This is a genomic window from Enterobacter cloacae complex sp. GF14B, assembly GCF_004136805.1.
GTDB lineage: Bacteria > Pseudomonadota > Gammaproteobacteria > Enterobacterales > Enterobacteriaceae > Enterobacter > Enterobacter hormaechei_C.
In genome coordinates, this window is sequence record NZ_QFRV01000002.1 from 121512 (window position 1) to 142281 (window position 20770).

Annotated in this window: 14 protein-coding genes and 3 pseudogenes; 8 read left to right on the forward strand and 9 right to left on the reverse strand. The window is 54.1% G+C overall.

Features of this window, described 5'->3' with window-relative positions:
• Positions 1–85: 85 nt before the first annotated feature.
• From tdcA to pflB, 5 genes are all read left to right on the forward strand, one after another.
• Positions 86–1006 (forward strand): transcriptional regulator TdcA, encoded by a 921-nt coding sequence (gene tdcA, locus DD606_RS01410; protein WP_003862670.1) that lies wholly within the window; start codon positions 86–88, stop codon positions 1004–1006.
• Between the two features lie 96 nt (positions 1007–1102).
• On the forward strand, positions 1103–2092 hold the full coding sequence (tdcB, locus tag DD606_RS01415) for a bifunctional threonine ammonia-lyase/L-serine ammonia-lyase TdcB (RefSeq protein WP_022651901.1): 990 nt from the start codon (positions 1103–1105) through the stop codon (positions 2090–2092).
• A gap of 10 nt (positions 2093–2102) precedes the next feature.
• Complete coding sequence (gene tdcC / locus DD606_RS01420; RefSeq protein ID WP_003862666.1) at positions 2103–3434, forward strand: threonine/serine transporter TdcC; 1332 nt, start codon at positions 2103–2105, stop codon at positions 3432–3434.
• A 30-nt stretch (positions 3435–3464) separates the two neighbouring features.
• Complete coding sequence (gene tdcD / locus DD606_RS01425) at positions 3465–4673, forward strand: propionate kinase (protein WP_022651900.1); 1209 nt, start codon at positions 3465–3467, stop codon at positions 4671–4673.
• A 15-nt stretch (positions 4674–4688) separates the two neighbouring features.
• On the forward strand, positions 4689–6983 hold the full coding sequence (pflB, locus tag DD606_RS01430; protein WP_023314890.1) for a formate C-acetyltransferase: 2295 nt from the start codon (positions 4689–4691) through the stop codon (positions 6981–6983).
• Positions 6984–7071: 88 nt separating this feature from the next.
• Here pflB and DD606_RS01435 read toward each other — a convergent pair.
• The 7 genes and pseudogenes from DD606_RS01435 to DD606_RS01465 form a co-directional block, all read right to left on the reverse strand.
• Positions 7072–7999, reverse strand: a pseudogene (locus DD606_RS01435) (DUF3396 domain-containing protein); the annotation flags it as partial.
• A gap of 9 nt (positions 8000–8008) precedes the next feature.
• Positions 8009–8268, reverse strand: a pseudogene (locus DD606_RS01440) (VRR-NUC domain-containing protein); the annotation flags it as partial.
• Positions 8223–8756: a phage late control D family protein gene (locus tag DD606_RS01445; protein ID WP_276329655.1), complete on the reverse strand. Its 534-nt coding sequence runs from the start codon at positions 8754–8756 to the stop codon at positions 8223–8225. The pseudogene DD606_RS01440 and the gene DD606_RS01445, both read right to left, overlap by 46 nt.
• Positions 8742–8949: pseudogene (locus DD606_RS26330) on the reverse strand (type VI secretion lipoprotein TssJ); the annotation flags it as partial. The gene DD606_RS01445 and the pseudogene DD606_RS26330, both read right to left, overlap by 15 nt.
• 62 nt (positions 8950–9011) lie before the next feature.
• On the reverse strand, positions 9012–10193 hold the full coding sequence (locus DD606_RS01455; protein WP_045895479.1) for a T6SS immunity protein Tli4 family protein: 1182 nt from the start codon (positions 10191–10193) through the stop codon (positions 9012–9014).
• Positions 10194–10195: 2 nt separating this feature from the next.
• The gene (locus DD606_RS01460; protein WP_129258094.1) at positions 10196–12613 is read right to left on the reverse strand and encodes a phospholipase D-like domain-containing protein; all 2418 of its coding nucleotides are present in this window, start codon (positions 12611–12613) and stop codon (positions 10196–10198) included.
• A gap of 1 nt (position 12614) precedes the next feature.
• Entirely contained in the window at positions 12615–15398 is a 2784-nt protein-coding gene (locus DD606_RS01465) for a type VI secretion system Vgr family protein (RefSeq protein ID WP_129258096.1), read from the reverse strand.
• Positions 15399–15921: 523 nt separating this feature from the next.
• On the opposite strand from DD606_RS01465, the gene DD606_RS01470 reads away from it, so the two are divergent.
• The gene (locus DD606_RS01470; RefSeq protein WP_022649483.1) at positions 15922–17253 is read left to right on the forward strand and encodes an amino acid permease; all 1332 of its coding nucleotides are present in this window, start codon (positions 15922–15924) and stop codon (positions 17251–17253) included.
• A 20-nt stretch (positions 17254–17273) separates the two neighbouring features.
• A complete protein-coding gene (locus DD606_RS01475; protein ID WP_022651889.1) occupies positions 17274–18578 on the forward strand; it encodes a serine dehydratase subunit alpha family protein in 1305 nt (434 codons plus the stop codon).
• A gap of 79 nt (positions 18579–18657) precedes the next feature.
• On the opposite strand, the gene DD606_RS01480 is transcribed toward DD606_RS01475, so the two are convergent.
• On the reverse strand, positions 18658–19359 hold the full coding sequence (locus DD606_RS01480) for a pirin family protein (RefSeq protein ID WP_045350488.1): 702 nt from the start codon (positions 19357–19359) through the stop codon (positions 18658–18660).
• A 104-nt stretch (positions 19360–19463) separates the two neighbouring features.
• On the opposite strand from DD606_RS01480, the gene yhaJ reads away from it, so the two are divergent.
• Entirely contained in the window at positions 19464–20366 is a 903-nt protein-coding gene (gene yhaJ / locus DD606_RS01485) for a DNA-binding transcriptional regulator YhaJ (protein ID WP_045335772.1), read from the forward strand.
• A 38-nt stretch (positions 20367–20404) separates the two neighbouring features.
• Here yhaJ and DD606_RS01490 read toward each other — a convergent pair whose 3' ends face one another.
• On the reverse strand, positions 20405–20770 hold the full coding sequence (locus tag DD606_RS01490) for a DUF805 domain-containing protein (RefSeq protein ID WP_000384149.1): 366 nt from the start codon (positions 20768–20770) through the stop codon (positions 20405–20407).

The following is a 20770-nucleotide window of genomic DNA, read 5'->3' on the forward strand; positions in this document are numbered from 1 at the left end:
GGCAAATTGTGAGTAACAGCACATACCCCCTAAAACAATATTGGGTAGAATCCGCTGCGTCATAGGGAAATAAGCGCAGAATATTATGAATACTATTATTCTACCGAAAACTCAGCACCTCGTGGTATTTCAGGAAGTCATCAAAAGTGGCTCCATAGGTTCTGCTGCAAGACAACTGGGGCTGACGCAACCTGCCGTCAGCAAAATCATCAGCGACATCGAATCCTACTTTGGGGTGGAAGTGATGGTGCGTAAGAACACCGGCGTAAAACTCACTGCCGCCGGTCAGGTGCTGCTGTCCTACGCTGAGTCGATCACCCGCGAAATGAAAAACATGGTAAGCGAGATCAACAGCCTCAGTTTCAGTACCGTCATGGACGTCTCCTTCGGCTATCCCTCGCTGATTGGCTTCACCTTCCTGTCCGGGATGATCAAAAAATTCAAGGAAGTGTTCCCGAAGGCACGCGTCTCAATGTATGAAGCGCAGCTCTCTTCATTCCTGCCCGCCATTCGCGATGGCCGGCTGGATTTCGCCATCGGTACGCTGAGCGACGGGATGCAGCTTCAGGATCTTCACGTTGAGCCACTGTTTGAATCCGAGTTTGTGCTGGTGGCGAGTAAATCACGAACGTGCACCGGCCCGACCAGACTGGCATCGCTCACGCACGAGCAGTGGGTGATGCCGCAAACCGATATGGGCTACTACAACGAACTTCTGACCACCCTGCAAGACAACCACATCAGCATTGAAAACATCGTCCAGACCGATTCCGTCGTCACCATCTATAACCTTGTCCTCAATGCCGATTACCTGACGGTGATCCCCCGTGACATGATTGCGCCATTCGGCTCGGACCAGTTCATTGTCCTGCCGGTGGAAGATGAATTACCCGTGGCGCGTTATGCCGCCGTGTGGTCAAAAAATTACAGTATTAAAAAATCGGCGTCAGTATTAGTGGAACTGGCAAAACAATATTCGTCGATGAATACCGAAAAACGACGATAGAAATAATGATGATTTAAAACACCCGGAGCGACGCTTTTTAACGCTCTGTTACCCTGGCTTTGCCTGAAAACAATGAATTATTATAACGAGGATATTATGCACATTACTTACGATCTCCCGGTGACCATTGAAGATATTCAGGACGCCAGAAAAAGACTGGCGGGAAAGATCTATAAAACCGGTATGCCGCGCTCAAATTATCTGAGCGAACGGTGTAAGGGTGAGATATTCCTGAAATTTGAAAATATGCAGCGTACCGGTTCGTTTAAAATACGTGGGGCGTTTAATAAATTAAGCTCACTGACCGATGCGGAAAAACGCAAGGGCGTGGTGGCCTGTTCCGCAGGGAACCACGCGCAGGGGGTCTCTCTCTCTTGCGCCATGCTCGGCATCGACGGCAAAGTAGTGATGCCGATGGGCGCGCCGAAATCCAAGGTTGCCGCCACGCGCGACTACTCTGCCGAAGTGGTGCTACACGGCGAGAACTTTAACGACACCATCGCCAAAGTGAGCGAAATCGTCGAGATGGAAGGGCGCATTTTTATCCCGCCTTACGACGATCCGAAAGTGATCGCCGGTCAGGGCACCATCGGCCTGGAAATCCTCGAAGATTTATATGACGTGGATAACGTGATTGTCCCCATCGGCGGCGGCGGTTTAATTGCCGGTATTGCGACAGCAATTAAATCCATCAACCCAACTATCAATATTATCGGCGTGCAGTCTGAAAACGTGCACGGAATGGCGGCATCGTATCAGGCCGGTGAAATAACGAACCACCGCATTACCGGCACATTAGCAGACGGTTGCGACGTGTCTCGCCCGGGTAATTTAACCTTCGAAATTGTTCGTGAATTAGTCGATGATATTGTGCTGGTCAGCGAAGACGAGATTCGCAACAGCATGATCGCGCTTATTCAGCGAAATAAAGTGGTCACGGAAGGTGCTGGCGCACTGGCGTGCGCGGCGTTATTAAGCGGCAAGCTGGACCACTATATCCAGGGCCGTAAAACCGTCTGCATTATTTCCGGCGGCAATATCGATCTCTCCCGTGTTTCCCAAATTACCGGCTTCGTTGACGCATAAAGGATGACTTATGAGCAACACAGAAAGCATTATCGTTGGCCAGACAAAAACGTCCTCCTGGCGTAAATCTGATACCACCTGGACGCTCGGCCTGTTTGGTACCGCCATTGGCGCAGGCGTGCTGTTCTTCCCTATCCGTGCAGGCTTTGGCGGCTTGATCCCCATCCTGCTGATGCTGGTACTCGCGTTCCCGATTGCCTTTTACTGCCACCGCGCGCTGGCGCGTCTGTGTTTGTCCGGCAGTAACGTCTCCGGCAACATCACCGAAACGGTGGAGGAGCATTTTGGTAAGACCGGCGGGGTGGTAATCACCTTCCTCTACTTCTTTGCCATTTGCCCGCTGCTGTGGATTTACGGCGTCACCATTACCAACACCTTTATGACCTTCTGGGAAAACCAGCTCCAGATGCCCGCCCTGAACCGCGGCGTGGTGGCGCTGTTCCTGCTGCTGCTGATGGCCTTTGTTATCTGGTTCGGTAAAGACCTGATGGTGAAAGTGATGAGCTACCTGGTGTTCCCGTTCATCGCCAGCCTGGTGTTGATTTCTCTCTCGCTGATCCCGTACTGGAACTCGGCGGTGATCGACCAGGTTAACCTGAGCGATATCGCCTTCACCGGTCATGACGGCATTCTGGTCACGGTGTGGCTGGGAATCTCCATCATGGTCTTCTCCTTCAACTTCTCGCCTATCGTCTCCTCGTTTGTGGTCTCCAAGCGCGAAGAGTACGAACCGGAGTTCGGGAAAGAGTTTACCGAGCAGAAATGTTCCAAAATCATCGGTCGCGCCAGCCTGCTGATGGTGGCGGTGGTGATGTTCTTCGCCTTTAGCTGCCTGTTTACACTCTCTCCGCAGAACATGGCGGACGCCAAAGCGCAGAACATTCCGGTGCTCTCTTACCTGGCGAACCACTTTGCGTCGATGTCAGGCAGTAAATCCACGTTCGCCACCGTGCTGGAGTACGGCGCGTCCATCATCGCGCTGGTCGCTATCTTTAAATCCTTCTTCGGCCACTATCTGGGCACGCTGGAGGGGCTGAACGGCCTGATCATCAAGTTCGGCTACAAGGGCGACAAGAAGAACGTCTCCGTCGGCAAGCTGAACACCATCAGCATGGTCTTCATCATGGGCTCCACCTGGATTGTGGCCTACGCCAACCCGAACATTCTGGACCTCATTGAAGCCATGGGCGCGCCAATTATCGCCTCTCTGCTGTGCCTGCTGCCGATGTACGCCATCCGCAAGGCACCGGCGCTGGCGAAATACAAAGGCCGGACCGAGAACATCTTCGTAACCGTGGTCGGTCTGCTGACCATTCTGAACATCGTGTACAAACTGTTTTAAACCAAAGCTCAGGAAGAGCGGAGCCATACCATGATTGAGTTTCCGGTAGTACTGGTCATTAACTGCGGATCGTCCTCTGTTAAGTTCTCGGTGCTGGACGCCGCAAGCTGCGATGCCCTGATGACGGGCATTGCGGACGGCATCAACACAGAAAAAGCCTTTATTTCCGTGAATGGGGGTGAGCCGGTCAGACTGGCTCACCAGGACTACGAAGGGGCGCTGGCCGCCATCGCCCTTGAGCTGGAGAAACGCAACCTGATGGGCAGCGTGGCTTTGATTGGCCATCGCATTGCCCACGGCGGTGACCTCTTCAGCGAGTCGACCCTGATCACGGAAGAGGTGATGGCGCAGATCCGCCAGGTCTCCCCGCTGGCGCCGCTGCATAACTACGCCAACCTGAGCGGCGTGGAAGCCGCCGAGCGCCTGTTCCCCGGCGTGCAGCAGGTGGCGGTATTTGATACCAGCTTCCACCAGACCATGCCGCCGCAGGCGTATCTGTACGGCTTGCCGTACCGCTATTTTGAAGAGCTGGGCGTGCGCCGCTACGGTTTCCATGGCACCTCTCACCGCTATGTGTCGGCGCAGGCGCACGCGCTTTTCGGGCTCTCTCCCGATGACAGCGGCCTGGTGATTGCCCATCTCGGCAACGGGGCGTCCATCTGCGCGGTGCGTAACGGCGTAAGCGTGGACACGTCCATGGGGATGACGCCGCTTGAAGGACTGGTGATGGGCACGCGCTGCGGAGACGTGGATTTTGGCGCGATGGCGTGGATTGCCCGGCAGACCGGCCAGTCGTTCGAGGATCTGGAGCGCGTGGTCAACAAAGAGTCCGGGCTGCTGGGGATCTCCGGTATCTCCTCCGATTTGCGCGCGCTGGAGAAAGCCTGGCATGACGGCAACGAGCGGGCGCGGCTGGCAATAAAGACCTTTGTCCACCGGATTGCGCGGCATATCGCCGGTCATGCCGCGTCCCTGCACCGTCTGGATGGCGTGGTGTTTACCGGCGGGATCGGTGAGAACTCCGTGCTTATCCGCGCGCTGGTGGCGGAGCATCTGAAGGTGTTTGGCATCATCCTCGACGAGTCCAAAAATGCCCTGCCGGGCAGCGCGGGCGAGCGCGTGATCTCCACCGAGTCGTCCCGCGCGGCCTGCGCGGTGATCCCTACCAATGAAGAAAAAATGATCGCGCTGGACGCCCTCCGTCTTGGGAAGGTTACTCCGGCTGCGGCTTACGCCTGATAAAGCGAGAATCTGATGAAAGTAACAATCGATACGGGCGTCGCGCCTTACAGCGACGCATGGGCCGGGTTTCGTGGTGAAGAATGGAAAAACGCCATCAACGTGCGCGATTTTATTCAGCATAACTACACCCCTTATGAAGGCGATGAAGCTTTCCTCGCGCAGGCGACGCCAGCAACGACGGCGCTGTGGCAGAAGGTGATGGTCGGCATTCGTCAGGAGAATGCCACCCACGCTCCGGTGGATTTCGACACCAACATCGCCACTACCATTACCGCGCACGGGCCGGGCTATATTGATCAGGAGCTGGAGACGATCGTCGGCCTGCAAACCGACAAGCCGCTCAAGCGCGCCCTGCATCCGTACGGCGGGATCAACATGATCCGCAGCTCGTTCGAAGCCTACGGTCGCGAGATGGATCCGCAGTTTGAATATCTCTTCACAGACCTGCGCAAAACCCACAACCAGGGCGTGTTTGACGTTTACTCCCCGGAGATGATGCGCTGCCGCAAATCGGGGGTACTGACCGGTCTGCCGGACGGCTACGGGCGCGGACGCATCATCGGCGACTACCGCCGCGTGGCGCTGTACGGCATCAGCTATCTGGTGCGCGAGCGTGAACTTCAGTTCGCCGATCTCCAGGGGAAACTGGAGCGCGGAGAAGAACTGGAGGCCACGATCCGCCTGCGCGAGGAGCTGGCGGAGCATAAACGTGCGTTGCTCCAGATCCAGCAGATGGCGGCGAACTATGGCTTTGACATTTCACGTCCGGCGATGAATGCGCAGGAAGCGGTGCAGTGGGTCTACTTTGCCTACCTTGCCGCAGTGAAATCCCAGAACGGCGGAGCCATGTCGCTGGGGCGCACGGCCTCGTTCCTCGATATCTACATCGAACGCGACATGCAGGCTGGGCGGCTGAATGAGGTGCAGGCCCAGGAGCTGATCGACCACTTCATCATGAAGATCCGCATGGTGCGCTTCCTGCGCACGCCGGAGTTCGACACGCTCTTCTCCGGCGATCCGATCTGGGCCACGGAAGTGATTGGCGGCATGGGGCTGGACGGGCGCACGCTGGTGACTAAAAACAGCTTCCGCTACCTGCATACCCTGCACACCATGGGGCCTGCGCCGGAGCCAAACCTGACGATCCTCTGGTCCGAAAAACTGCCGATCGCGTTCAAGAAATACGCCGCGCAGGTGTCGATCGTCACCTCCTCGCTGCAATACGAGAACGACGATCTGATGCGCACCGACTTCAACAGCGACGACTACGCCATTGCCTGCTGCGTCAGCCCGATGGTGATCGGCAAGCAGATGCAGTTCTTCGGCGCACGCGCCAACCTGGCGAAAACGCTGCTGTACGCAATCAACGGCGGGGTGGATGAGAAGCTGAAGATCCAGGTCGGTCCGAAAACCGAGCCGCTGCTGGATGAGGTACTGGATTACGACACCGTAATGGCGAGCCTCGATCACTTCATGGACTGGCTGGCGGTACAGTACATCAGCGCGCTGAATCTCATTCACTATATGCATGATAAATACAGCTACGAAGCCTCGCTGATGGCGCTGCACGACCGGGACGTCTACCGCACCATGGCCTGCGGCATTGCCGGGCTGTCGGTGGCGGCGGATTCCCTGTCGGCCATCAAATACGCCACGGTAAAACCGGTACGCGACCACACTGGTCTGGCGGTCGATTTCATCATCGAAGGCGACTATCCGCAGTACGGCAACAACGACGATCGCGTGGACAGTATCGCCTGCGATCTGGTTGAGCGCTTTATGAAGAAAATCCAGGCGCTGCCGACGTACCGCAACGCGGTACCGACGCAGTCGATCCTGACCATCACCTCCAATGTGGTTTACGGCCAGAAGACCGGCAACACGCCGGACGGACGTCGCGGCGGCACGCCGTTTGCGCCTGGCGCCAACCCGATGCACGGGCGCGACAGAAAAGGGGCGGTGGCGTCGTTAACCTCGGTCGCCAAGCTGCCGTTCACCTATGCCAAAGACGGGATTTCCTACACCTTCTCCATCGTGCCGCAGGCACTGGGCAAGGACGAGCCGGTGCGCAAAACCAACCTTGTCGGGCTGCTGGACGGATACTTCCACCACGAAGCGACCATTGAGGGCGGTCAGCACCTGAACGTCAACGTGATGAACAGGGAGATGCTGCTGGATGCCATCGCCCATCCGGAGAATTATCCGAACCTGACGATCCGCGTTTCAGGCTATGCGGTGCGGTTTAATGCTCTGACGCGCGAGCAGCAGCAGGATGTGATTTCGAGGACGTTTACGCAGGCGATGTAAATAAGAAATAGGGTTGACAGCCCCCTTTGTTAAAAGGGGGCTTTTTTCATTCCAGCAGGGCGCTGGCCTCATCGAAGCGGGCAAATCACTTCATGGAGGATTCTTCATCAAACTGGTGGTTTTCGTATCCGGAATAGAAATGGAGCCCTTTATGGCCGTCATAACGAACCGGACGAATAATCTGGTTCACCTTTACCAGTAAGGGGGTAAGCCTTTGGTTCTCATCTCACCCAGACCCGGAGGAAGCTCACCGGCTTTCAGAATTACCCCGTTGTTATAAGAGAGCAGGCCGATTTCCGGTGTTTTCACCAGACGCCGCGCGACGGCGTCTTCCCCTCCGAGCTTTTCCAGCCATGGCGTGCCCAGAATGGTTTACCAGCAGGCACCTTTGAGGCCTTCGACCGCTTCCCCGCAGGGGTACCCAGCGAATCCACCATCACGCCGGAAAAACGCTGAGCCAGGGCATATTCATAAGGGAACATCTGTTCAAAGGCGTAGGGCAGAACGAACGACAGCTCAGCACAGCCGCTTTCCACTTCGAAGGTGTCGCACAGCCAAAGCAGCCAGTTTTCATACCGTTCCTTACCGTCCGGCTCTTTCAGCAGGGAAAGGGGGAAAGCGAGTTTTATGACTGAGCGATCATTTTCGTTATGGAATATTCGTTTCCCCATGATAAGAATTTCGTAAGCCGGTGCCAGATATGACTCAGTTGCAGAACTCAGTACCCAGTCAAAAATTTCCTCAGGCGTGGAGTTTAGAATAGCCTGCTTCTGTCTGGCATAATTGTTTTCGGTGATTCTGGTCCATTTCTTTACCGGCAGCGTTTTCCTGAGATACGGCTTAAATTCCCCGTAATAACGATCGACACACTCCACCATTTTTCGGCGAACCTCCGGCGTATGGCCGTTTTTAACGAACACGGTGATTATCAACCCGAGGTTCACCGCCGGGCTGCCGTACTTGTATTTTACCGATGCTTCCGGAAGCCACTTTTCGACCAGATCCTTTAACATCATCACTCCTTATTACGGGGCTACCGCCACGGTGGTTCCTGCGCCGAGGATCGCCGCCAGCGTCCCCCAGGCGCTTATCGCCAGGCGTACAATCAGTAAAAACGCGCCGATAATGGCTTCAGGAATGCCCAGCGCCCCACGCCGACCGCCACCAGAATAACCGCTATGGCTGTTGCCGCATCGGTCAGCACCTGTACCCAGTCCACCCGGTTTAACATCTCCAGCGTCATATCCGTCGCCTGCTGGATCTCCCGCCAGGCGGTGCGCATTTGTAGCGGTAGTGCTCACCCGTCGTCACCGCATTACTGCGTACGCTGACCGTCGCATCCATCGGCGTGGTGGCTGTCCGGTAGTTGTAATCCCGCGTGGCGACGGTGCCGGTGACAATCCTGTGCCAGGTGCGCACATCCCAGACCGATTCTGCCGCCCCGTCAAAGAGACCCGACGGCTCGCGGTACGGCAGGCGCACATCAAACCGGTAGTTAAGCTGGCTGTCGGCAAAAATGTACGTATCCAGACCGCGCACATCATCCATCTCCGTACGCCAGTAAATCCCCACCTCTGACAGAATGCGCTGGATAAACTGTAAATCCGTCTCCCGCCACTGGGTTATCAGCTCCCGCGCCGGATAGCTGCGCTCCAGCCGGAATTCAAAATCAGGTCCCTCCAGCCCGTGTCTGCGCAGAACCTGCTCCACCACCTCCGGCACGGACTGGTTCTGAAATACGGCGCACTGCCGGGTGTATCCCAGCAGCGCCAGGCTGGAACTGAGCATCTTCATCCATGAGCATATTGAGCGTCACGCTGCCACCGGGCATCACCGGCAGTTCTTTTGACGCCAGCACCTCGTCCTTTAGGACCGTATCGGCCTAGCGCAGAAGTGTCTGGTAATTGGCGGCATCAACCACTTTACGCCCCCTGAGCTGCCAGACTCTCGCCATCGTCGCCAGCGGCATTAATAGTAATGCGGGCGAAAATAAAGGGATAAATAATTGTGGAGGCAGTAAAAAATGAATTACCGCCTCTTAATAGAACTGACAATATGTTCTGCCAGTTTTTCCAACTCATCCTTGTCCATTGGCGGGTTACCTCTCGCCTGTCGACTGTCCTGCATCACGTAGAGTAATAAATCTGGCTTCAGATTTCTGGCTTGTCGATCTCCCTGTACATAAGCAACATAGCCGTAATTGAGTCCACCGTCTTTGTAGACAGATTTCACAAATGTACCAACCCCCTTACGTCCATCCATTTCTATTGAACGCCACTTTGGTTTTATCAGCTCTTTTGAAACTGCTGACCACTGGTATTGCCAGTTCCAGAGCCAGTTTACATAATCTTTTTCATTCAGGTCATCTTCTTTTCCCGCCTTTGGCTTCATCCCCAGATCCTGAAAAAATATGGTCACATCCGGGTGATTTTGAAGCCGGTATGTTATCCCAATATTACGAGGCTCATGACCGGAATCACCCGCGATAAAGCCGTAGGGAAGGCAAAACCCTTGCTCTGTTGGGACTTCGTATAACTTACGTGGTCTGAAACGATTTAGAAGAGAAAGAACTTCAGGTTCGGATTTCCGCACCTGCATCTCAGTAGTCTGGGATTTTTCTCCTGAATCTTTGGCATTCCTCCCCCAAAAATGATACAGGCGCTTTCCGCTATTTATGTAAACCGTATATCCTCTGTAGTCATAATTCACGAAAGCATTAGGATAATCTTTTAAGATGTATTCATGCTTCCTGTTAAACTCCGCCTTTGTTTCCATTGGCTTATTAAGTAACTTTAAATCACGCTCTTCATATTTCCTGGCAACTTCAATACCGAAATTTATACTATCAGCAACTCTTTCTTTATACGCAGAGAAATCAACCGGAGTTTTCTCTTCAGAGGAAACATCCAACTCATAATTACCGTAATAAAGCGAAGAAAATTGCGCTTGAATAGAATCTGCTTTTGCTCTGTTATATTTATCACCAAATGTTATACCATTACGTGCATATCGACTGGTAATAAAAAAGCCATTACCTTCTGGTTGTTCCTCCGGATTAGTAAATCCTTCTATAGGATATAATCCCACATCCAATCCATCAGGTAATTGCATCTGATAATAACTTACACACTCGCTATTCCATTTCTGGGAAAATGTCACAGGTGAAACAAGAAAACCACCCCATAAAATTAACAATGGAAATTTTTTCATAACTAGCTTTCCTGTGAATCCCTTATATTATCGTTATTTGCAATTTGAACTTCATCATCTGCCTGTATAGAATTACTGGCAATCAACCGCGTATTATAAGGAATTAAGTTGTTTTCACCTTCCGACCAGTAAATAGGAAGTGCAGTTATAAATCCTTTTATATTATTTAAATTGTAATTATATAATGAATATTCTTTCCAAAACGAAAAAGAAAACGGCATACTACCTTCGTTAGAAAGGACGTCTCGTGAATTAGCTGCTGCTACAGGCCATAACGATGCCCTCATCTTTACTCCCTGCTCGCTATTTTCTTTCCTGTAATTGCCATCATCAGATTCATCTTTTATGAAATCATTTCGTGGGATAAAATTAAATACACTCTCATAAATTATTGCGTTTTCCCTCGCCAGAGCCTGAATCTTCTCCCAACTGGCTTTTAGTGCTGGCTTATCCAGCGCTTCTGCACATTCCCCAGCCGCACTCCCCAGCCATTTACGCCACGCCTTTTGCCGCAACTTACGAGCAAAATTACGGTAGGGAACTGTAGTTCCACTGCCATCCAGATCGGTATAGCCATGTTCAGTATCCGATATCAGTACCGCCAGCTCAGAGTCCCTGTCACCCAACAGACTTCTGTCATTAATATTCGCGCTCCCCACCAGCACATAGCGGTCGTCCACAATCGTCAGTTTACTGTGTACATAAATCTGCTCTGTCACCGCCATTCCGTTTAGTTCATCATGGTCACGCAGATTTAATAACGTCACGTATTGATCGCATACTTCAAGTGGAATACTGGTATATTCCGTTCCACATAGCTCTTCTAGTTTCTCTATTTTCCTGCTCCATTCTTTGCGGGGTACCGCCTGCACTTCAAGTTGTTGCTTCACCCACAAACTACGGCGGATGCGGTTCAGCAGACTGTGAGAACCAAATACCAGTGACTGCCGGGTCAGATGAATTTGCGCCACGATAGCCGGGTCATCAAGCCGCCCTTCCGGATATACAGGCAGTACGATATAGACATGAAACGGTTGCGCAACATGACTAAAAATCGCACGCTTAATTCTGTCCCCCAGCCATTCCGCTACCGGGTTTTGCGGCATTTCATCGTCCGGCAATAGCCGGGTTGCCCAAGCACTCAGGGTAGGGGTAATACTTTTTGCCACTGGACTCAAGGGTTCATTTTCACCAATAGATGATTTCTCAAATGCCGACACAAAAAACTGATTCTCTATATAAATATAATGCTCCGCCTTACTGATGAGCAGATGGAGACTGCGCAGGATATCATCCTGTTTCAGTCGCGCTTTCGGCGCAATTTCCGGCATATTTTTATGTTCATCAAGTCGCATACTCAATGAGGCACTGCGCAATACCTGTATCTGACAGCTTCCCTTTTTTATGGATGGTACTGCAGGGATATCAAGTTCAGGTACACGGGTCTGTAGAGGATTGTCAGGCCAGCGGTGTGAATAACTGTTCCAGCGCAGTACAAAGTTTCTGACCAGATCATCCACCGCAGGCCCCTCAATTTGTACCTGATAATCCTGCCAGGGCATCCGGGGTTGTATTGTCGGATCCAGATAAACGCTGTCCTTCGAACTCCCTTGAGACTGCCAGAGTTCATGTTTTAAAACTGTATCAATAATGTGCTGAACGCTGTCCGTCTGTCGTTTTTCCGCTCGTTTAAACTCACCCTGTAGCTGTTCCTGCGAATATTTCCCTACTGGAATAACATATTCGTTCATCGGGTCATAACCTGGACGATGAACAATGGGTGGAATACAGGAATTGTACATATTCATGCCCTGTCGTCCGTCTGCGTTTGCCTGCAGACCATAATGGTCATCATAGCGTCCATAGGCCAGGTCAATTCCGCCGACAAATGCCAGTTTTTCATCGACAATCACGCATTTCTGATGATGCGAAAACATCACTCCGGATTTAGAACCCGCACGCTGAACATAAAAAGCCTGTCGTCCGAGATGGGTATTCATCGCAGCAAATACCCGTTCCGTTGCCGCAGCATACGTCTCAACCTGCGCCGGGTTCTCCCACGGCATAATATAAACCTGTAAACCAGAAGTTGTCTGTACAGACTCCAGCAGGGTATCAACCAGCCGTATCCCCTCCGCCAGTTGGGCGTCCCAGTTCACCTGCCAGCCAGTAATAAAAATGCACTTTTTTGCCTGCTTAAAAGCTGCCAGAAGCGCAGAAAAATACTCCTTTCCACCAAGGAAAGCCTGCACGACATTGCCCTCTGTAAACTCAGCAAAATTCTCTGACTGCCTTTCCGGACCACTGGTGTAATGTACCCAATGATTATGAGTAGCCGTTGCGGTGTAGCTTTCTTCACTTTTGTCATCAAAATAAACACTGCACCGGTTCATACCGTCGTCAAGTTTAAGCGATACCATTTTATTTACTCTCCCTGAGTGACTCTAGCATTACTCCGCTCACCTGCTGCTCGGTCTTTATACACTGTTTCAGTTTTTCGCCCGGAAGTATATTTCCGGAAATACGGTTAAAGATACGATGGAATCCCATCGTATCCTGCGCACAAAAATCTTTTACATCCTCATCAGTGGCAGCAGGAATCACATTGAAATAGAGACGGTGGGCCCGATGACCGACAACCAGCCATAACTGGTTTGCATTTTGTTTCGCCAGTTCAGTTAGTTGATATTGCTGGTCTTCTGACTGTAATACTTGCCCCTCCGAATCAGATTGTCCATTCATCAGTACCTCATCCGTTGTAACGGCCTGCATATAAGAATCTGCCAGAACAATCTGCCATTTACAGCCAGGCTGAACTACCCCATTGATTCCTGGAGCGTCTGAAATACGGAGCACAGGTTTCAGCTTTGTCTTATCCTGTTCTTGTGGCTTGTCCTGTTCCTGCGAAGCTCCCGCTGGCGGGTTTGCAAGCCGGGAGGTAAACAGGTCGACCAGGGGCATTAAAGGCAAATTTAATGGCAATGAAGCTGGTCCGGTTTTCATCGTTCTTCTCACCCGGCGCAGGTAGGTCGCTGTCGTACCATACTCCACCTTCCCGGCCTCCAGCCGCAGGTAGCTCCCGCCCCCGATGAGCGTGATGCGCTTCTTGCCCGCAAACGTGATGTCACTCGCAGACGACAGGGTGAGCTTCTTCTCCGCGAACAGCTGCATTCTCCCGTTCTGCGCCTGCATCTCCACCGGGCCTTCACTGGCTTTCAGGCTCAGCTGGCCCGTTCTGGCAAACAGCCCGAGCTTTTCCCCCGACAGCGCCGTCATGTTGCCCATGACACCGGCACTGATATCCCCTCCGGCGTTAACGGCGACGTTTTTTGTGGCTGTCATCTGCATGTGCTCCCCGCTGGTCACGGCAACGCCTTCCGGGGCAGAGAACAGCAGGGTTTCGTTAAGGGGATTCAGGCGCTGCTCAAACATCTGTATCTGGCTGTCGATATCCGCCTTCAGCGCCTGCGCGTGCTCTGCCGCCATCTCCAGCTGCTGAAGCTGTTTCAGGCAGACGTCGATCTCCCTGAGTGCCGTGCTCATCTCCAGCACCCCGCCTGCGGCCTTCTGCTGCCCGTCCGCGGTGACAAACAGCCCCTTTGCGACGCGAATAACGCCGTGCTCATCGGTCCGGAGTTCAAATCCTTTGCCCCGGTGCTGCTCCTGCGCGTCCACCAGATGCCCGCTGTTGAGCTGCGTCTTGCCGTACTCCGTGGCGAGCCTGACGTGCTCCTCACCGCGCTTATCCTCCATCCGCAGCTTGTTGTTCGCCGGAGTACGCAGCACGTTGCGGGTGTGGTTGTCGCGGGTCACGGGGTCGGGGTGTTCCGAGTCGTGCAGCGCATACGCGATGTACGGCAGGTCGATGTCGCCGTTGCTGTATGCTATCGCCACTTCGGTCCCGTCGGTGAGCGGCGTGTGCCAGCCCAGCGTGTCACCGGCATACGGTTTCGCCATCCGCAGCCACAGGTATGCGAAACCCTGTTCAGCATCGTTCCGGTCAAAGTCCAGCCTGACGCGGTAGCGGCCCTGGTCGTCCAGGTGGGCGTAAATGTCGTTCTTCTCCCGGCTCTCAATCCGCGCCGGAAGCGTGCCGTGGATTTCCGGGCGCGAAATTTCCGCCGGGCGGAAACAGTAGCGCTCAGTGTAGGGCATGCGCCGGACCGACACGTGCAGGCGGGAATCACGGGCCCCCCGGAAGGTCACAAGCGTGAGGACAACACCCTCTTTCAGGGCCGTAATGACATCGCCCTGCGGCTCCAGCACCTGCCCGGGCGCGAGGTGTGAGGCGTTGCTGAACAGGTGGATGCGGGCTGATTTGTTCAGCTCCCGCTCGTGGTAGATGCGGGCATAAAAAGCGCCGGATTCGGTTTCCGGCTCAGGGCTGGTGTCGTCACCTGCGTCACGGTAAGGCGCTGCGTAGCGGTAATGTTCCCCGGTGGTGACCGCATCGTTACGCACACTGACCGTCGCATCCATCGGCGTGGTGGCTGTCCGGTAGTTGTAATCCCGCGTGGCGACGGTGCCGGTGGCAACCCTGTGCCAGGTCCGCACATCCCAGACCGATTCCGCCGCGCCGTCAAACAGGCCCGATGGCTCGCGGTACGGCAGGCGCACGTCAAACCGGTAGTTAAGCTGGCTGTCGGCAAATATGTACGTATCCAGACCGCGCACGTCGTCCATCTCCGTGCGCCAGTAAATGCCCACCTCGGACAGAATGCGCCGGATAAACTCCAGGTCCGTTTCCCGCCACTGGGTGATAATTTCACGCGGCGGGTAGGTGCGCTCCAGGCGGAAGTCAAAATCAGGTCCCTCCAGCCCGTGTCTGCGCAGCACTTGCTCCACCACCTCCGGTACGGACTGGTGCTGGAAAATGCGGCACTGGCGGTTGCGGCTGAGCAGTGCCAGACGGGAGCTCAGCTCCACCTGGTAATGCGACTGGTCGGCGGTGGTGGAAAGCCACTCCAGACGGGTGATGATGCCGTGCACTGCCTTCCCGCTGCGCATGCGCAGGGTGGCGTACTTCATCAGTACCTCTTCGGGGGTGAGGTTATCCTGCGGTGTGGTGAAGTCGATGGTCCATCGGAAGGGCTCGCTGAGCGCCTCGCGGCCCTTAAACCGCAGCACGTCGGGCGTGACGCGGGAGTCCGTAATGTCCAGGGTGTAACGGGTCTGTCCGTCGAAGAGCGCCAGCCAGTTATCCATAACAAAGACCTTTATCTTACTGTGGATAATAAACGACGCGATAGTTACATAACGCAAATTTGTTGTAAATAACGTAATTTTTTAAAAGGGGGACCTTTTTGCTGCGCAAATAAGAAGGAACAATTCACCATATGAATATTTGAAGTTGAGAATATTCAAACTGGCATCTCTCTATCCGCGCTTGATTGGATATATGGATGTACTGACTAAGTTGACAATATAAGCAAAGCAGTAACTATATGGTTAATGCGAATGTAGAGCGATTTTCTTCAGGATCAGATGCGAGATATTTGTAGGTTGATCGCCGTCACTTTTAGAAAAATGATGCCCAAATAACTCCGACATAAGAAAACTTTCCTCCAAACGCAGAAAAGCCTCATTAAACTTGTGACTTTTTTCTCCCGCTCTCCGGATATGATCTCCCCATACCAATAACTCACACCTGCACCTTCTGACTCGCAATCGCTGGCGATCGGAATCTTATAAAAACAACCAGTTACCCTACAAAATAAGCGAGTGCCCAATGAATATGGCAACAAACAGCAGTGTGATTGTGAGTGATTCCCCTGCGGCAAGGCGGGCGGGAATGAGCGAAAGCGAATGGCGAGAGGCGATCAAATTTGACAGCACCGATACGGGCTGGGTCATCATGAGTATCGGGATGGCTATCGGCGCGGGCATCGTTTTTCTTCCGGTGCAGGTCGGGTTAATGGGGCTGTGGGTGTTTTTACTCTCGTCGATAATTGGTTATCCGGCTATGTACCTGTTCCAGCGCCTGTTTATTAATACGCTGGCGGAATCACCGGAATGCAAAGATTACCCGAGCGTCATTAGCGGTTATTTAGGTAAAAACTGGGGCATCTTATTGGGTGCGCTTTATTTCGTGATGCTGGTGATCTGGATGTTTGTCTATTCCACGGCTATCACCAACGACAGCGCCTCCTATTTGCACACCTTCGGCGTAACCGACGGTTTGCTGTCGGAAAATCCGTTCTACGGCTTATTCCTGATCTGCATTCTGGTCGCCATCTCGTCGCGCGGAGAAAAACTGCTGTTTAAAGTCTCCAGCCTGATGGTGCTGACCAAATTATTTGTAGTGGCGGCGCTGGGTCTTTCGATGATTGGCCTCTGGCATTTAGCCAACGTCGGTATGCTGCCGCCGATGGGGCTGCTGATTAAAAACGCCATTATTACGCTGCCTTTCACCTTAACCTCCATTCTGTTTATTCAGACTTTAAGCCCGATGGTGATTTCCTATCGTTCACGGGAAAAATCCGTAGAGGTGGCGCGTCATAAAGCGCTGCGGGCAATGAATATCGCCTTTGGCGTGCTGTTTGTGACGGTCTTTTTCTACGCGGTCTCCTTTACGCTGGCGATGGGGCACGACGAGGCGGTAAAAGCCTACGAGCAGAATATTTCCGCCCTGGCAATCGCAGCACAGTTCATCAGCGGTGACGGTGCGGGCTGGGTCAAAATCGTCAGCGTGATCCTCAACATTTTCGCCGTGATGACCGCGTTCTTTGGCGTCTATCTCGGCTTTCGTGAGGCGACGCAGGGCATCGTAATGAACATCCTGCGCCGCAAAATGCCGGCGGAAAAAATCAATGAAAATGCCGTCCAGCGCGGGATTATGCTGTTCGCCATCCTGCTGGCCTGGAGCGCGATTGTATTAAACGCGCCGGTGCTGAGCTTCACCTCCATCTGTAGCCCTATTTTCGGGATGGTGGGCTGCTTAATTCCGGCGTGGCTGGTCTACAAAGTGCCCGCACTTCATAAATATAAAGGCGTATCGCTGGTAATTATCGTAATTACCGGGCTGCTGCTTTGTGTTTCTCCTTTCCTCGCCTTCTCATGAGGTTAAATAAGGTCGTAACGATGTCTGAGCAAATTAATCCTTTATGGAACCATTTTATTCGCGCCGTGCAGGAAGAGGTAAAGCCTGCGCTGGGCTGTACCGAACCCGTCTCGCTGGCGCTGGCGTGTGCGATGGCTGCCGGACAGCTTTCCGGTGAGGTAACGCGTATCGAGGCGTGGGTATCGCCGAACCTGATGAAAAACGGGCTTGGCGTAACGGTGCCCGGCACCGGTATGGTCGGTTTACCCATCGCGGCCGCGCTGGGGGCGACAGGCGGTAATGCACACGCCGGGCTGGAGGTGTTGAAAGACGCGTCGGCCGAGGCGCTAACGCGCGCCAAAGCATTGCTGAACGCGGGTCTGGTGCAGGTAAAATTGCAGGAGCCGTGCGATGAGATCCTTTATTCACGCGCCTGCGTTTACGCCGGTGAATCCTCGGCGATGGTGACCATCGCTGGCGGGCACACTCGCGTGGTGGAGGTAGTTTGTCAGGGCGAAACGTGCTTCAGGCTTGACGATCGTCAGAGCCAGAACAACGACGATCCGCTGGCGGTACTCTCGACCACCACGCTGTCACAGATCCTTGAGTTTGTGGAGCAGGTGCCGTTCGACGCGATCCGCTTTATCCTCGATGCGGGGCGGCTGAACGATGCGCTCTCCCGCGAAGGTTTGCGTGGCAACTGGGGGCTGCATATTGGCGCGACGCTCAATAAACAGCGCGCACGCGGCTGGATGGCGCAGGATCTGGGTTCAGACATTATTATCCGCACCAGCGCAGCCTCGGATGCCCGCATGGGAGGCGCGACGCTGCCAGCGATGAGCAACTCGGGTTCCGGGAATCAGGGCATCACCGCCACCATGCCGGTAGTGGTGGTGGCTGAGCACGTTCAGGCTGATGACGAACGGCTGGCGCGGGCGCTGATGCTCTCGCATCTGTCGGCTATCTATATCCATTACCAGCTTCCGCGCTTGTCCGCGTTGTGCGCGGCGACAACCGCCGGAATGGGGGCAGCGGCGGGGATGGCGTGGCTGATGGGCGGATCTTACCAGACCATTGCCATGGCGATCGGCAGTATGATCGGCGACGTGAGCGGGATGATCTGCGATGGGGCTTCTAACAGCTGTGCAATGAAGGTCTCGACCAGCGTCACCAGCGCCTGGAAAGCCGTGATGATGGCGCTGGATGATACTGCGGTGACGGGTAACGAGGGGATTGTGGCGCACGACGTGGAACAGTCGATCTCTAACCTGTGCGCTCTGGCGTGCCGCTCAATGCAGGCGACGGACCGGCAGATCATTGAGATTATGGCGAGTAAGGTGTTGTGATCTAATCCAATCCGTTACCCCTCACCCTAACCCTCTCCCATAGGGAGAGGGAACCGATCGAGCGAGGGGCGTGTTGATCTTAAACCGGCAAATCAATCAACAGCGCGCGCAGCGGCGTATCGGCAACCAGAGTGATATTCGCTTCGTCACGAATAAACGCCCCGTCACCGCAGGTGAGCGCTTCTTTCTCTTCCGTATGCGTGACCGCATGCACCGTTCCGTGAATGGACTGCAAATAGGCTCGCGGGCCATGAAGCTGGAAGCTCGCCTGTTCATCTTTTTTCAGTTCGATATGGTGCAGCCACACCTGCTGGCGTAACTGCAAGCTGCCTTTGCTGCCGTCTGGCGAGGCAATCAGCTGCTGTTGATCGCCCTTCAGATCGATCTTTTGCACCAGCGGATTTTCCCGCTCCGGACAGGCATCCAGCCACAGCTGCATGCGGGTCAGCGTTTTATCTTTGCTGAGGTTATGCTCGCTGTAGCTAATACCTGGCTGCGTGGAAATTAACAGCGCCTCGCCAGCCTTCGCCTGTACATGATTGCCCTCGCTATCGCGGTATTCTGCCTCGCCTTCCAGGATCAGGTTCAGGATATCGACTTTCGGGTACGTGCGCGGCTGGAAGGACGCGCCCGGGGCGAGCACTTCCTGATTCAATACACGCAGTGAAGCGTAACCGAGGAGTTTAGGGTCAAAGTAGTGTCCAAAGGAAAAGGTGTAGCGGGCCTGCAACCAACCGAAATCGGCTTGTCCGCACTGTTTCGCTGTTCTTGTCGTAATCATAAACTTGACCTCTTTTTACACTAAATCAATGGTAAAGGTATGGACGCTGCATTGTTAGCCAGATATTCTGCCTGGTATGTTCAAATTTCCTGAATGAGAACGAGATGGCTAAAGAGAGAGCATTGACGCTTGAGGCGCTTCGCGTCATGGACGCGATTGACAGGCGCGGCAGTTTTGCCGCGGCGGCAGATGAACTGGGGCGCGTTCCGTCTGCGCTGAGCTACACCATGCAAAAGCTGGAAGAGGAGCTGGATGTTGTGCTCTTCGATCGCTCCGGTCATCGAACAAAATTCACCAACGTTGGGCGGATGCTGCTGGAGCGCGGCCGCGTATTGCTGGAAGCGGCGGATAAGCTGACGACCGATGCCGAAGCGCTGGCCCGCGGCTGGGAAACCCATCTGACGTTAGTGACCGAAGCGCTGGTGCCCACCGAAGCGCTGTTTCCGCTGGTGGACAAACTGGCCGCGAAAGCCAATACCCAGCTCTCGATCATCACCGAGGTGCTGGCCGGGGCATGGGAGCGTCTTGAGACGGGCAGGGCGGATATCGTGATTGCGCCAGACATGCATTTCCGCTCATCGTCAGAAATCAATTCGCGCAAGCTCTACAGCGTGATGAACGTCTACGTCGCCGCGCCGGATCACCCTATCCATCAGGAGCCGGAGCCGCTCTCTGAGGTCACGCGCGTGAAATACCGCGGCGTGGCGGTCGCGGATACCGCCCGAGAGCGCCCGGTGTTAACGGTACAGTTGCTGGATAAACAGCCGCGACTGACGGTAACGTCGCTGGAAGATAAGCGACAGGCGCTCCTGGCGGGGCTGGGCGTGGCGACTATGCCGTACCCGTTTGTTGAAAAGGACATTGCAGAAGGGCGGTTGCGCGTCGTCAGCCCGGAATACACCAGCGAAGTGGATATTATTATGGCGTGGCGTCGCGATAGCATGGGCGAAGCCAAATCGTGGTGTTTGCGTGAAATTCCCAAGCTCTTTGCCCACCACAACAAATAAGCGTAGGCCCGGTAAGCGTAAGCGCCACCGGGCAGAATTTACGCGCTTGCCTTAGGATCCGGACCAAAGCGGTTTTCGCCCGGCGTTCCGCTCTGACAGTTGAAAATCAAAATCACGATCCAGCCGATAAGCGGGATCAACAGCAACAGCAGCCACCACGCCGAACGATCGGTGTCGTGGAGACGACGAAACAGTACGGCCCATGAAGGCAGCAGAACTAACACACCATAAATGGTGGTGAGAATGCCTTCACCCCCCTCGCGTTCCCAGCCGAGGATCTTGTCCACAATGCCCAGCACCATAATCAGGACGAAGTTCACCAGAACGAACATCCAGTACTCTTTACGGCGGGCACGGCCACCAAAACCAAAATAGTTGCGCAGTACCTTTAAATACCAGTCCAT

What these genes read in the sequence shown, in the direction of transcription:
- tdcA (WP_003862670.1), top strand. Translation starts at nt 86, where the DNA reads ATGAATACTATTATTCTACCGAAAACTCAGCACCTCGTGGTATTTCAG.
- tdcB (WP_022651901.1), top strand. Translation starts at nt 1,103, where the DNA reads ATGCACATTACTTACGATCTCCCGGTGACCATTGAAGATATTCAGGAC.
- tdcC (WP_003862666.1), top strand. Translation starts at nt 2,103, where the DNA reads ATGAGCAACACAGAAAGCATTATCGTTGGCCAGACAAAAACGTCCTCC.
- tdcD (WP_022651900.1), top strand. Translation starts at nt 3,465, where the DNA reads ATGATTGAGTTTCCGGTAGTACTGGTCATTAACTGCGGATCGTCCTCT.
- pflB (WP_023314890.1), top strand. Translation starts at nt 4,689, where the DNA reads ATGAAAGTAACAATCGATACGGGCGTCGCGCCTTACAGCGACGCATGG.
- DD606_RS01455 (WP_045895479.1), bottom strand. Translation starts at nt 10,193, where the DNA reads ATGAAAAAATTTCCATTGTTAATTTTATGGGGTGGTTTTCTTGTTTCA.
- DD606_RS01460 (WP_129258094.1), bottom strand. Translation starts at nt 12,613, where the DNA reads ATGGTATCGCTTAAACTTGACGACGGTATGAACCGGTGCAGTGTTTAT.
- DD606_RS01465 (WP_129258096.1), bottom strand. Translation starts at nt 15,398, where the DNA reads ATGGATAACTGGCTGGCGCTCTTCGACGGACAGACCCGTTACACCCTG.
- DD606_RS01470 (WP_022649483.1), top strand. Translation starts at nt 15,922, where the DNA reads ATGAATATGGCAACAAACAGCAGTGTGATTGTGAGTGATTCCCCTGCG.
- DD606_RS01475 (WP_022651889.1), top strand. Translation starts at nt 17,274, where the DNA reads ATGTCTGAGCAAATTAATCCTTTATGGAACCATTTTATTCGCGCCGTG.
- DD606_RS01480 (WP_045350488.1), bottom strand. Translation starts at nt 19,359, where the DNA reads ATGATTACGACAAGAACAGCGAAACAGTGCGGACAAGCCGATTTCGGT.
- yhaJ (WP_045335772.1), top strand. Translation starts at nt 19,464, where the DNA reads ATGGCTAAAGAGAGAGCATTGACGCTTGAGGCGCTTCGCGTCATGGAC.
- DD606_RS01490 (WP_000384149.1), bottom strand. Translation starts at nt 20,770, where the DNA reads ATGGACTGGTATTTAAAGGTACTGCGCAACTATTTTGGTTTTGGTGGC.